Raw genomic sequence first — 12,663 nt, 5'->3', positions numbered from 1 at the left:
ATGGGGCGGCGGGTTTTTGGCCGAACAGGGCATCATCGATTTTGCTGGCGGCATTGTTGTGCATACCACTGCAGGCGTTTCAGCGCTCGTGGTGGCCCTCATGCTCGGCAAGCGCATTGGGTTCCCCAAAACGCTTATGCTGCCCCACAGCCCTGCTTTGACGGTCGCAGGGGCCGGATTGTTATGGGTGGGCTGGTTTGGTTTCAACGGTGGCTCGGCATTGGCAGCCAATGATGTCGCTGCCAGCGCGATTATCAACACCCACACCGGAGCATCAGCCGCGGCGATAGTCTGGATGCTCATTGAACGGATCAAGCTTGGCAAAATAACTGCAGTGGGATTTGCCACGGGCGCAGTTGTCGGGCTTGCAACCATCACTCCAGCCGCAGGCGTGATTGGGCCGGGCGGCGCAATCATCTTGGGCACATTGGCATCTGTCATCTGCTATTGGTTCGTCGGCCTTGTTAAAAACACGCTTCAAATTGACGACTCGCTCGACGTTTTTGCTGTCCATGGAATTGGCGGCATGCTGGGCTCCATCATGCTCGCAATTTTTGCAAGCAAGACGTTTGGCGGCATCGGTTATGCGGATGGCGCCGGCATGGTGTCGCAGCTTTGGACGCAAATAAGGGGGATTGCGGTCGTTGCAGCTTATTCAGCGGTAGTAACACTCATCATCGGGTATATGGTAGCCATGGTTTTACCCATGCGCCTGAGTGAAGATCAGGAACTTGATGGTCTGGACATCTCCAGCCATGGTGAACGCGCGTGGGATTTCGACTGAACTCGACCCTCGTAGCATAATAATGCTTAACTAACGTGTTGGCTGGGTTCACCCAGCCTGCAAGGTCAGCGCACGAAACAGGCTACGGTCCAACGTGTCGTCAAATTTGCAGCCTAGCCGCTCGCCGTCTGACCAGACTGCGGTTGCGCCAATCGGCTCGCTCCCGGCTAACCGCACCCACAGGCGGTCACCCACTTTCACGCTCCCGTCGAAAAGTACACGGCAACCATAGACCGAAAGGTCGACGAGATAAGCCGTGGCTGGACGTCGCGTATGCTTGCGTACGGTCACTTTGCTAAGCAGCACAGCATGGCGAACTGCTTCGCGCTGCTCAAGCCGTGCCGGTGGTACTCTGCGAAATTGAGACGTTGCGTGAACCATAAAGCCCCCTTGGGGATCAGGTTAAGCAAACAAGGTCAATAATCCGTAAACAAAAACGACGTCAGTCCCCCGTAAGAATACGGTCCATCAACTGCTGCACCGTTGGGACAAATCCGTTTGAATAAAAAGGATCTTTCCCGAACAGATAGGCACTATGCCCTGCAAACATGAGGTTCTCATCGATTGGTGCGCCATGTGCGATATTCTGAAGCGCCTTTTGAATGCAAAAGCTGCGCGGGTCGGCCAGGCGCCCTGTGGAGTTATTGTCATGGTCCTTCCACGATGAAAATCCGCAGTGGGACAGACATCCCATGCAGTCCTTCTGATCTTTGCGGATGACTTCGCCCGACGATGGAGTCACGAAAACCAATGTGTTGTCAGGTGTTTTCAATGCGACGCTATAGCCGCGTGAATCCCACTCGCGTGCCTTCATCAGGTTGGCAGGCGTGACCCAGAAATTTTTGCCTTTCACACCGACGTCAAGCTGCGCCGTGTGGTCTGCATCTGCAGCCTGCATATAAGGGATTTGCCGATCCGACCGCGCCTGAAGCTCAAGCAGAAACGGGTTGATCACCGCGCTCGAGTAAAACCCCGTAGGTGAAAATTGGTGCAGCAGTACGCCATCTTCTGGAATTTGGGTCAGCGCGTCTTTCCAGCCCTTGGGAATAGGGCTTTCTTGAGTCAACAATGGACGCGTTCCGAGCTGGAATGCAATCTGACCAAGCTCCGGATTGTCAATCCAATCATTCCAGTCACGCAAGAACCAAACCCCGCCTGCCATGACAATAGGCACGTCATCAGAGATGCCTTCAGCACGCATAACGTCACGAAGGGCCTTCACGCGCGGGTACGGATCTTCGGGACTACGCGGGTCTTCTGCATTAGATAAGCCATTGTGCCCGCCGGCAAGCCATGGATCTTCATAAACGACAGCGCCAAGCCATTCAGGCACCTTGTGATAGGCACGCTTCCACAACGCGCGAAAAGCGCGCGCCGAACTGACGATGGGCAAATAATAGACGCCGTATTGCGCAGCAATTTCGGACAGCTTGTAAGGCATGCCCGCGCCGCAGGTCACGCCAGTAACCATTCCCCGCGTCGCTTCAAGAATACCGTGCAAAATGCGCTGGGCACCGCCCATTTCCCAAAGCACATTGATATTTATGGCGCCCCGGCCATTCGCGATCTCATGTGCAAGCCGCACCTGCGCAATGCCTCCACGGATCCCGTATTCGACGAGCTCTTCATGCCGTTCAGCGCGTGTTTTGCCATGAAACACCTGTGGGATCATGTCGCCATTTTCATCATAGCTATCGGCATTAACCGCCGACACAGTTCCAATGCCGCCAGCTGCAGCCCATGCACCAGAACTGGCATGATTGGTCGCAGCAACGCCCTTGCCGCCTTCAACTAATGGCCACACTTCACGGCCACCATATATGATGGGTTTTAGACCCTTGAACACAGTTACAACCCCTAAAAAAACATCGCTTAAAGCGCCGTTGGCCGCGCCTACAGGCAATGGCGCTATCGGAAATGATCAGCTTTGTCGCGCAAAATCGGCACGTTTCATGGCTGACCCATATAGCTGCCGATACCGGGCGAGCATTGTGTCCTCATCATATTGAGAATATGCCAAAAGCCGGTTTGCAGCCCCAATAGCATCTCGCAGGCCAGAGTCAGTTGCCAATGCCTGAATGGCAGCAGCCAGAGCCGCTTCATCCGTACGCGGAACGACGAACCGCCTGTTTTCCCGCGCCACGATGTTACGGACATCACCCACATCAGTCGATACTATCGGAAGTCCGCTCGCCATCGCTTCAACTAACGAAACAGGATATTGTTCGCTATCTGACGATATCGCATAAACATCAAAAAGGCGTAGGTACCGTGCGGGGTCGCGCAAAAAGCCCGGCATCATGACGCGTTCCGATATGCCGAGCCTGGCGGCTTCTGCCAAGATGACAGCCCGATCAGGACCTTCGCCAGCAATGGCAAGGCGGATATTTGGGCCAGCCGCGGCAACTGCGCGCACAAGCCGAGGCAAATTTTTAACGGACCGCAGTCCCGCATTTGTGCCCACCACTATTTCGCCTTCGCGTTTCTGGAAGCCCGGAAACGATCCGCGTTGCGGACGGCGATTGAAATGTTCGGTATCAATGCCGTTGGGAAAGCGAACGATTTTTTCTGGTGGCTGATGCCACACAGTGCGGGCAATCTGTTCGAGCGTTTTAGATGGCACCACAATAGCGTTCGCGCGCTGCAACGCAATAATACGAAACCAGTTACGGTGCCATTTAAGCCGGGCGACCTCATCATGGTTGAAACCATCTTCATGATGGATCAGTGGCGGCAAATGCATGCTGCGCATGAACAGAGTGTGCGCCATCACGCCGTCCATCGCACCCCAGTTATAACTTAACACAAGATCGAATTTTTTCATGTAGTCGGCCAAGCGCCGATATCGGCCCATGCCCGGCCTACCAGCGAGCAAAGGCGCTGCATCTTTTGGGAAACTGACTTCGATGCGGCGGTCGATGGCGTCCGCAGCATCAAAGGCGTCATCGACGGCCGACAACACGGTGTGCACCGCCTGATCCCTGAAATGATTCATCAGACGAACCGTGCGCGATTCCTGACCGCCGACGTTAAAACTGCTGTGCAAATGCAAAATGCGGACCGCCGCCATACTTGCCTTTCCCTGTTGCACCGCCCAGATGCGATAGATGCATATTAAACCAATCGCATCCCCCTACCGTCCTGATCCACAAATCGCCAGTCTCGGCGCAAAAATTGGTGACCCCGTCCGGCCGGCGGATTTCCCAGAGACAATTTTGCGGTTTCGCAACGATCGCTGGGCGGCGACAATTGGGATGGCGGCGTATGACGACGCAACCTGGGTCCGGCACTTTGGCCGCTTTCAACCACTGCCGGACAATATGCCCGCGCCGCTTGCGCTGCGCTATCATGGCCATCAATTTCGCGTGTACAATCCAGACATCGGCGATGGCCGCGGTTTTCTGTTTGGACAAGTTCGTGACGGAAATGGCCGATTGCTTGATTTGGCGACAAAGGGGTCAGGGACAACACCTTATAGCCGCAGGGGCGATGGGCGCCTGACGCTGAAAGGCGGTGTGCGAGAGATTTTGGCGACCGAAATGCTAGAGGCGCTTGGCGTCAACACATCCAAAACATTTTCTCTTATTGAAACCGGCGAGGAATTGATGCGCGGCGATGAGCCGTCGCCAACCCGCTCTGCTGTCATGGTTCGGCTCAGTCACGGCCATATCCGCATTGGAAGTTTCCAGCGCGTGGCCGCAGAGGGCGACACGGCGTTCATGCACCAGCTAATCGCATACTGCCTAACGCAGCTTTATGATGTCGCTCCGTCTGAAAACCCGGCAGCACAATTGCTTGAACTAGCTGTTGAACGTGTCGCTGATCTCGCCGCATCTTATATGGTGGCCGGCTTCGTCCATGGCGTCTTGAACACCGACAATATCAATATCACTGGCGAAAGTTTTGATTACGGTCCGTGGCGTTTCTCAGAGTATTGGGACCCGCAATTCACCGCGGCATATTTCGACGAGTCCGGGCTGTATGCATTTGGCCGACAGGCAGAAGCGTTACATTGGAACCTGGGACAGCTTGCCGTCGCATTACGATTGGTGTCGGATGCCCCGCCACTTATTTCGGCACTGGAACGATTTCCCCACTTCTACCAGCAGGCTGTCATCCGCCGCTTTTTATGGCGGCTGGGCGTCAGTTCGCGCGGTACCGAAAAGGACAGGCTTTTGGTTGAGGCAGCAGAGCGTGCGATGTCCCGGGAAAAAATTCCGATTGACCAGTTCTTCTTTGCCCATCGATCTGGAAAAACGGACGCCTTTGAAACGCAGGGAGAATATCATTTGGCCTTCCGCGAACAACTGCAAGATTATACCCGAATCGATTCACGTCCCGGCAGTTACTGGAAGGACGGTCCCATATGCTCGATGTTAATAAATGAGGTCGAAAATATCTGGAATGCGATTGCTGACCAGGACGATTGGCAACCCCTCCAGCGTAAGATATCCGCCATTCGGGCAATGGGACAGGCGCATGAGGATGCCATCTAAGCACAAGATTTTACACGACATATTTACCTATTATAAAATGATTTGGCCCCAACCGGCTTCCACTGGGTGGTTATAACCAGCGGAAAGCAAAGTTTGCCTGAATTGATTTCACTCGAACCGGCCACTGGCGCGGAGGTCTGGCGCGGGAGCACTAGCAATGTCGATTACGAAATCGAGATTGCGCGTGCGGCGTGGCCGGCCTGGGCCGCCGAGCCGGTCGCTCACCGCATTGAACGGGTGCGCAATTTCGCGAACCGCGTCCGCCTTGATTTCGAGAAATTCGCTGATCTGATCGCGCGCGAAACGGGCAAACCTCTCTGGGAAGCACGCAATGAAGTTGAGCTGCTCGTCGGCAAGATCGACATTTCCGTCCGCGCTTACGCCGATCGCACTGGCCAGTTAAAGCATGAAGGCAAATCGGGCACGAGAACGTCATTCGCCACAAACCGCATGGCGTTCTCGCCGTCGTTGGGCCTTATAATTCTCCTGCCCATTTGCCGAACGCCCACATCATTCCTGCGTTAATCGCAGGCAATGCGATAATATTCAAACCTTCGGAAAAAGCACCTGCTGTCGGCGCTCTTTTGGCTGAATATTATCACATGGCTGGTATTCCCGAAGGCGTGCTGCGTGTCGCGCAAGGCGGGCCGGAAACCGGCAAGAATTTGGCCGCTCATGCAGGAATTGACGGTCTGTTTTTCACCGGCTCTGCACATACCGGTCTTGCGCTTAACCGTCTGTTTGCCCACCGGCCCGATAAGATACTGACACTGGAAATGGGCGGGAATAATCCCATTATCGTTTGGGATACGCAGGACATCCACAGCGCCGCCGTCTTGGTTGTGCAATCGGCGTTCCTTAACGCGGGCCAACACTGCGCGGCCGCCCGCCGCTTGATTGTCAAACGGGAAATTTATCAACCACTCATTTCGGAAGTGGTAAGAATTGCCGACCGCCTTGTGGTGGGCCATCCACATGACCAGCCCCCTCCATTCATGGGGCCGGTAATCGATAACGAAGCCCGTGACGGTCTGGTCGAGAGTTATTTGGCACTGATAGGCCTTGGTGGGCAGCCGATAAGACAAATGACCACACCGGTTGCGGACAGGCCTTTTCTCACGCCAGGCATCATTGATGTAACGGACTTGACGGAGCGACCAGACATTGAGCTGTTCGGGCCACTTCTTCAGGTCGTTCGCGTGCCTACTTTTGAAGCCGCAATTGCCGAGGCGAACAATACCCGCTTTGGACTATCGGCATCATTGCTGGGCGGCACAGTTGAGCAATATGAGCATTATTGGGCCAATAGCCGGGCCGGTGTCGTCAATTGGAATGCACCAACGACTGGCGTCTCTTTGGCAGCACCCTTGGGCGGAATTGGCCTATCAGGCAACCATCGCCCCGGCGCGCATTATGCAGCAGATTATTGCGCATACCCCGTGATTTCTGCGGAGAACGACATTCCGAGAGCGGTTATCGGCATCGGGCTTCGGGATGACGAGACCGCAGCGCTCATTGGCGCGAAATGAAATCAAACGTTGCGACACTTTCGGCATCGGTAAAGTTCTTCTAATCCACGGCCAACTTATCCTGATTTGATGATGTCGATGCGGCTGACCATGATGACATTATGGAAAAATCACGCGTATATTTGGTGGGTGCTGGCCCAGGCGACCCGGAATTGCTCACTGTTAAAGCTGTCCGGCTGATATCGACTGCCGAGGTCGTAGTGCATGATGGCCTTGTTGACGCCGCCATCATGGCGCTGATTAACCCTGCGGCGCGGCTTATTTCCGTCGCGAAGAGCCGGTCACGCCATTCGGTTCCGCAAGACGGAATCAACGACATCCTCATTCGCGAAGCAAAAGCTGGCCACATGGTTGTGCGGCTGAAAGGCGGCGATCCCTTCATTTTCGGACGCGGCGGCGAAGAGGCCGATGCCTGTCGCGACGCTGGCATCGATGTAGAGGTTGTTCCCGGCATTTCAGCCGCGATGGGTGGGGCAGCAGCGACGTTGTTACCACTCACCCACCGCGACGCGGCAAGCGCCGTCACCTTTGTCGCTGGCCAGTGCAAAGGACTGACAGACCAGAACTGGGCCGGCCTTGCTGGTAAAGGCCGAACGCTTGTCATCTACATGGGCATTGCGACTGCTGCGGACATTACCGAGAAGCTCATCTGTGACGGGCTGTCGCCTGATACCCCAGTGGCGGTACTAGAGCGCGCCACACGGCCAGATGCACGCGCTATGCGTACGATATTGACGGACTTGGGCGACATGATTGCGCGTGAGAGCGTGTTGTCGCCAGCGATCATCATTGTCGGCGATGTCGTCCTGAAATCCGATGCCGAAGACCGGCTTGTCCATTTTGCCAAACAGGCGGAGAAGATTGCGTGAAATTATTGACGGGAAATGATCTGGGATCAGGTGCTGTGACCTGGTGGACAGGAAATGGTTGGTCGATCCACGTTGAGGACGCTGCTGACGTCGGCGAACATGGCGAGGCGATCCTGCATGCAGAGGAAGGCGCACGTCGCGTCAACGCTCCCTATATCATCGACGCTGTTTCCACCGAAGACGGTCCTCGCCCAGCGCACATCAAGGACCGGATCCGCGCACTTGGACCCACTGTGCGCACTGACCTCTCATTGAAGCCCGCCGACCCTGCGGCTGGCGACTGGATAATCTGACATGTATAAATATGACCATTATGACCAAGCAATTGTTGACGCGCGGGTTGCGGAGTTCCGCGACCAGGTGAACCGCCGCATTGCAGGCGACATTACCGAGGATCAGTTCAAACCGTTACGGCTAATGAATGGCCTCTATCTACAGCTGCATGCCTATATGTTGCGCGTCGCGATTCCGTATGGAACGCTGGATTCCCGACAAATGCGGATGCTGGCACATATCGCGCGCAAATATGACCGCGATTATGGGCATTTCACTACACGCCAGAATATCCAGTATAACTGGATCAAGCTGGAGGAATGTGCCGACATTCTGGAAGAGCTTGCCACAGTGGAAATGCACGCCATTCAGACCAGCGGCAATTGCATTCGGAACATTTCGTCCGATCAATATGCCGGCGCGGCCGCTGACGAAGTCACTGACCCGCGTCCATGGGCAGAATTGCTGCGCCAATGGTCAACCTTCCATCCCGAATTCAGCTATCTGCCCCGCAAGTTCAAGATTGCGGTGATCGCCTCGTCCGAAGATCGCGCAGCAATGCGTCTGCACGACATCGGCCTTGAGTTGGTAAAGCAGGATGGCGAACTGGGCGCGCGTGTGTTTGTAGGCGGCGGTATGGGCCGAACGCCGATGATCGCGCCAGAGATCAACCCGTTTGTTAAAGCTGAAGACTTGTTAAGTTACCTGGAGGCGTGTCTGCGCGTGTACAATCGCTACGGACGGCGCGACAACATCTACAAGGCGCGAATCAAAATCCTCATCCACGAACTTGGTGCGGACGAATATCGTCGCCAGGTAGCAGAAGAATTCGCGCATGTGAAAACTTTGGGCATCGATCCGCCTTTGGCTGAGCTTGAACGTATCAGCGCATTCTTTGCGCCACCTGCGTATAATGCACCCGATGTTGAACCGGACCGCAGTGATCCCGATTTCGCCGTATGGCTTGACCAAAATGTCAAACCCCACAAACAAGCGGGATATGCCATCGTCAATATCAGTCTGAAACCAATTGGCGGGATTCCCGGCGATGCGACGTCGGCGCAGATCGACGTAATGGCTGATCTGGCGGAAAAATACAGCTTTGACGAACTGCGCGTTACCCATGCCCAGAACATCGTGCTGCCTTATGTGGCAAAGCGGGACCTGTATGCTGTCTGGCAGGGCCTGCGTCTTGCCGATTTGGCGGACGCCAATCTGGATCTGATAAGTGACATCATCGCATGCCCGGGCCTTGATTATTGCAGCCTTGCCAATGCCCGCTCAATACCCGTCGCACAGAAGATTGCGACGCGTTTTGCCGACATGGACCGGCAAAGGGATTTGGGGGAGCTGAAGCTGAAAATTTCGGGCTGCATTAACGCCTGCGGACATCACCACGCTGGTCACATCGGTATCCTGGGTGTTGACCGGAAAGGTGTGGAAAATTACCAACTGACCTTTGGCGGATCGGGTGCCGAAGATGTGAGCATCGGAAAAATCATTGGTCCCGGCTTTGACGAAGACGGCGTAGTAGACGCGGTCGAAAAGGCCACCGAAGTTTACAAGGCTTTACGTGAAGGCGATGAACGTTTCCTCGACACCTACCGCCGTGTCGGACTCGATCCATTTAAGGAGGCGATCTATGGTTGAATTTCGTTATCGCTCCGATGAAGTCACGGAACAGCCGTCAGTAACGCTCGACGCGTTTCTGGACCAATCGAACGCAACTGCGGTTCGGCTTGAGCCGGATGACGATGCACGTGCGCTGATCCCTTTCCTCGACCGGCTAACTTTGATTGAAGTTGCCTTTCCCAAATATCGCGATGGCCGGGGCTACAGCTCGGCACGCATATTGCGTGAGGCAGGGTATAAGGGCGAGCTGCGGGCCCAAGGCGACGTCTTGGTTGACCAGATCGCCTTCATGCGTCGCTGCGGCTTTGACAGCTTTGCGCCAGAAGCCTCGCTAAATCCAGAAGCCGTCGCGCGTGCACTTTCGACATACGACCATGTGTATCAGACGGCTGCCGATGCCGGTGTGCCGGTATGGAAACTTCGTCATGGCTGACGATGTGCGCATCGCCGACCGTATCAATACCGCGCCGCGTTATACCGAGGGCGATGCTGTTCGCCTGAATAACATGTTTCGAGGGCGTGACACGGTCGAGATGCTGACTGTCTTGTTACGCGAAAACATGTTGGGGGATGCCGCCGTTGTCTCCAGCTTTGGGGCAGAAAGCGCCGTCTTGCTGCACCTGATTGCCAGCATTGCGCCTTCCACCCCGGTTCTGTTTCTCGATACCGGCAAACATTTTCCCGAGACAATTACCTATCGGGAGGAACTCCGCACGATGCTCGGCTTGTCGGACCTTCGCATCTTGGCACCTGACACGATCTTGCTGCGCCAAAAGGACGAAACGGGATTACGCTGGTCATATGACCCCGACGGTTGCTGCGAAATTCGCAAAGTGCTGCCACTAAATGCAGCCTTAGCCGGTTTCGATGCCCAGTTCACGGGGCGCAAGGCATTCCAGGCCTCGACGCGCAGGGCACTGCCCCGATTTGAGATTGAGGGCGGCCGGTTGAAGGTCAATCCGCTCGCTGACTGGGATAAAGCCAGAATAGAAGCTTACATGGCCGAGCACGCCTTGCCTGCGCATCCGCTGGTAGAGCTTGGCTATCCTTCGATAGGCTGTTCGCCTTGCACCACTAAGGTCGCTCCGGGCGAAGACCCGCGGTCAGGGCGTTGGAAGGGCTGGGACAAGGTCGAATGTGGGATTCACAACGTGACGCCGATTGGCGGCGGCGCGGACGATCCTATTTTTTGAAGACTATAACTTTACCACATAAGGTCATCCCGGAGCGGGAGGCGGATGACGACCGCGCGTCTGTGGTTTGCACTATAAAATGAGCTTCGGCTCATCCTTCTGGAAAAAATATGCCTGCACATCCGCTGCAATCCGCGCAGGACGCAAGGTTTCTGCGTCGATGCAGCACCAGCTAGACTTGACCTCGGCAAGAACGTCTTCGCCACGCTTGATCACCGTGTCATAAAATGACCGCGCGCCTTGCACCTTTTCGAGCACGACCGAAGCGATTACCTGGTCATCCAGAAATGCTGGCTTGCGGTAAGTAATCTCATGCTTGAGCGCGACCCAGAGATATTTCGCCGCGGTCTCCGGCGGAGCCAGCTTGTTCCAATGCGCCAAGACCGCATCTTGAACCCAATTCAGATAGCGGGCGTTGTTCACATGGCCCATAAAATCGATGTCAGCGGGTAATACGCCAATATGGTGAAGGTGGGAGAGTGCTTTTGTCATGTTCTTCCAACATAGTCTGTCTTGCCGCGAATTACAGCCCGTTTGAGACAAAAAAGTGAACAAATTGGCCAATAAAACGCGGTCAGCCGAGCGCGGCATCACTTGCACGCAGGCTGTCCCTGCCCCACATCTTCTTTATGGCGAAACCTGCAGGCAAATCTTGGCGCGAAACCAATGCCTTCCGTTGGTGTATGCTGATGTTTGGCTGGTTAATTGTTTTGGGATCACCATTACTTGGACCGCTTCCCGGGCCGGGTCCGCTCATCCTTTTGCCTATTGGGCTTGCCCTGATTCTGAAAAATTCATTATGGGCGAAGAAACGTTATGCGCGCCTGGCACGCATCCACCCCGAATATGCCAACTGGGCCAATTGGGCGATGCGGCGAAGCAAAGTCACGCATCGGCCGCCCTTTCCGGATATTAAGGGCGACTTCATGCACATCTTCCGTCGCGACGACATTGACATCAAAATGCCTTGACCCGTGTTGACTTTTCACCTTCCTGACCGTATCGGCCACTGCAACAGAAACGGTCGCTGGACAGATTCGGCGGCCATTTTCATTTCAAGACGCAAAAAATTTAAGGATTACAGTCATGAAGCGCACTTTTCAGCCGAGCAATCTCGTGCGTGCCCGTCGCCACGGTTTTCGTCTCCGCATGTCCACAGCTGCTGGCCGCAATATCCTGAACGCACGTCGCGCACGCGGCCGCAAGAAGCTGTCGGCTTAATTACCGAGCAGGCGAGCCGCGACATGCGCGGTTACAGCGTCATCAAAAAAAGGTCAGACTTTCTGGCTGCCAACCGGGGGAAGCGATATGCAACTCCCGGTTTTGTTTTGCTTGTCAGGGACAGGCAAGACGAGAGCGCCGAAATTCGGCTGGGCATTACCATTACCAAGAAGGTCGGCAACGCCGTCGTCCGCAACCGCATGCGCCGACGCTTTCGTGCCTTGGCGCAGGAAATGCTTGCCGAAAAAGGCAAGGCAGGCGCCGATCACATCCTCATTGGCCGCGATAGCGGGATTGAACGTGACTTTGGCGAATTGCGGACCGATATGGTAAAAGCGTTGGGCAAATTATGCCAAGACCCGAGTGCGGGGCCGGTCGATGCCGGCACAGGCGATAATCGTCATTTGACGGGTTCAAGGCGACGGTCAAGATGATCGCCAAGCTCCTCATCCTCATCGCAAAGGGATGGCAGATCGGACCTTCGCGCATTTTGCCGCCGACATGCAGGTTCAGTCCGAGCTGTTCGGCTTATGCGATTACGGCGCTTCAAAAGCATGGCGCAATTAAGGGTGGCTGGCTGGCCATCAAACGGCTATTGCGCTGCCAACCTTGGGGTGGGCACGGATATGACCCGGTGCCATGACGCTCAACTTACGGATTAACGGG

At 55.3% G+C, this 12,663-nt stretch carries 15 protein-coding genes and 1 pseudogene; 12 read left to right on the top strand and 4 right to left on the bottom strand.

Translation table 11 applies throughout. The features are described 5' to 3' along the window. The coding region (locus ACK4S7_RS03610) for an ammonium transporter (RefSeq protein WP_409644596.1) at window positions 1-784 on the top strand (784 nt) is incomplete at its 5' end. Between the two features lie 48 nt (window positions 785-832). Here the strand turns inward: ACK4S7_RS03610 and ACK4S7_RS03605 are convergent. The 3 genes from ACK4S7_RS03605 to ACK4S7_RS03595 form a co-directional block, all read right to left on the bottom strand. Further along, entirely contained in the window at window positions 833-1,165 is a 333-nt protein-coding gene (locus ACK4S7_RS03605; RefSeq protein WP_409644595.1) for a PilZ domain-containing protein, read from the bottom strand. A gap of 61 nt (window positions 1,166-1,226) precedes the next feature. Further along, window positions 1,227-2,630 (bottom strand): NAD(P)H-dependent flavin oxidoreductase, encoded by a 1,404-nt coding sequence (locus tag ACK4S7_RS03600; protein WP_409644600.1) that lies wholly within the window; start codon window positions 2,628-2,630, stop codon window positions 1,227-1,229. Between the two features lie 75 nt (window positions 2,631-2,705). Further along, window positions 2,706-3,854: a glycosyltransferase gene (locus ACK4S7_RS03595; protein ID WP_409644594.1), complete on the bottom strand. Its 1,149-nt coding sequence runs from the start codon at window positions 3,852-3,854 to the stop codon at window positions 2,706-2,708. A gap of 37 nt (window positions 3,855-3,891) precedes the next feature. Between ACK4S7_RS03595 and ACK4S7_RS03590 the strand changes: the two genes are divergently transcribed. The 7 genes and pseudogenes from ACK4S7_RS03590 to ACK4S7_RS03560 all read left to right on the top strand — a co-directional run bounded on the left by ACK4S7_RS03590 (window position 3,892) and on the right by ACK4S7_RS03560 (window position 10,776). Then, complete coding sequence (locus tag ACK4S7_RS03590) at window positions 3,892-5,280, top strand: protein adenylyltransferase SelO family protein (protein ID WP_409644593.1); 1,389 nt, start codon at window positions 3,892-3,894, stop codon at window positions 5,278-5,280. A gap of 93 nt (window positions 5,281-5,373) precedes the next feature. Beyond that, window positions 5,374-6,809 (top strand): annotated as a pseudogene (locus tag ACK4S7_RS03585) (succinylglutamate-semialdehyde dehydrogenase). A gap of 101 nt (window positions 6,810-6,910) precedes the next feature. Then, on the top strand, window positions 6,911-7,678 hold the full coding sequence (gene cobA, locus ACK4S7_RS03580) for a uroporphyrinogen-III C-methyltransferase (protein WP_409644592.1): 768 nt from the start codon (window positions 6,911-6,913) through the stop codon (window positions 7,676-7,678). Next, on the top strand, window positions 7,675-7,971 hold the full coding sequence (locus ACK4S7_RS03575; RefSeq protein WP_409644591.1) for a DUF2849 domain-containing protein: 297 nt from the start codon (window positions 7,675-7,677) through the stop codon (window positions 7,969-7,971). Before cobA ends, ACK4S7_RS03575 begins: the two co-directional genes overlap by 4 nt. A 1-nt stretch (window position 7,972) precedes the next feature. Beyond that, the gene (locus tag ACK4S7_RS03570; protein WP_409644590.1) at window positions 7,973-9,601 is read left to right on the top strand and encodes a nitrite/sulfite reductase; all 1,629 of its coding nucleotides are present in this window, start codon (window positions 7,973-7,975) and stop codon (window positions 9,599-9,601) included. Then, window positions 9,594-10,016: a DUF934 domain-containing protein gene (locus tag ACK4S7_RS03565; protein WP_409644589.1), complete on the top strand. Its 423-nt coding sequence runs from the start codon at window positions 9,594-9,596 to the stop codon at window positions 10,014-10,016. Before ACK4S7_RS03570 ends, ACK4S7_RS03565 begins: the two co-directional genes overlap by 8 nt. Beyond that, window positions 10,009-10,776 carry a phosphoadenylyl-sulfate reductase gene (locus tag ACK4S7_RS03560; protein WP_409644587.1) on the top strand — a complete coding sequence of 256 codons (768 nt, stop codon included), beginning with the start codon at window positions 10,009-10,011 and terminating at the stop codon, window positions 10,774-10,776. The genes ACK4S7_RS03565 and ACK4S7_RS03560 overlap by 8 nt, the downstream gene beginning before the upstream one ends. A 72-nt stretch (window positions 10,777-10,848) precedes the next feature. On the opposite strand, the gene ACK4S7_RS03555 is transcribed toward ACK4S7_RS03560, so the two are convergent. Beyond that, the gene (locus ACK4S7_RS03555; RefSeq protein WP_409644586.1) at window positions 10,849-11,268 is read right to left on the bottom strand and encodes an acyl-CoA thioesterase; all 420 of its coding nucleotides are present in this window, start codon (window positions 11,266-11,268) and stop codon (window positions 10,849-10,851) included. A gap of 137 nt (window positions 11,269-11,405) precedes the next feature. Here ACK4S7_RS03555 and ACK4S7_RS03550 point away from each other — a divergent pair, with 137 nt between their 5' ends. From ACK4S7_RS03550 to yidD, 4 genes are all read left to right on the top strand, one after another. Next, window positions 11,406-11,747, top strand: coding sequence for a hypothetical protein (locus ACK4S7_RS03550; RefSeq protein ID WP_409644585.1), 342 nt, complete (start codon window positions 11,406-11,408; stop codon window positions 11,745-11,747). Between the two features lie 115 nt (window positions 11,748-11,862). Then, window positions 11,863-11,997 carry a 50S ribosomal protein L34 gene (rpmH, locus tag ACK4S7_RS03545; RefSeq protein ID WP_125230634.1) on the top strand — a complete coding sequence of 45 codons (135 nt, stop codon included), beginning with the start codon at window positions 11,863-11,865 and terminating at the stop codon, window positions 11,995-11,997. A 23-nt stretch (window positions 11,998-12,020) separates the two neighbouring features. After that, a complete protein-coding gene (gene rnpA, locus ACK4S7_RS03540; RefSeq protein ID WP_409644584.1) occupies window positions 12,021-12,431 on the top strand; it encodes a ribonuclease P protein component in 411 nt (136 codons plus the stop codon). Next, the gene (gene yidD, locus ACK4S7_RS03535) at window positions 12,428-12,640 is read left to right on the top strand and encodes a membrane protein insertion efficiency factor YidD (protein ID WP_409644583.1); all 213 of its coding nucleotides are present in this window, start codon (window positions 12,428-12,430) and stop codon (window positions 12,638-12,640) included. Before rnpA ends, yidD begins: the two co-directional genes overlap by 4 nt. The last annotated feature ends 23 nt before the right edge of the window (window positions 12,641-12,663 follow it).

Source organism: Sphingorhabdus sp. (assembly GCF_046292425.1).
Lineage (GTDB): Bacteria > Pseudomonadota > Alphaproteobacteria > Sphingomonadales > Sphingomonadaceae > Sphingorhabdus_B.
This window is presented reverse-complemented; position numbering and strand designations above follow the sequence as displayed.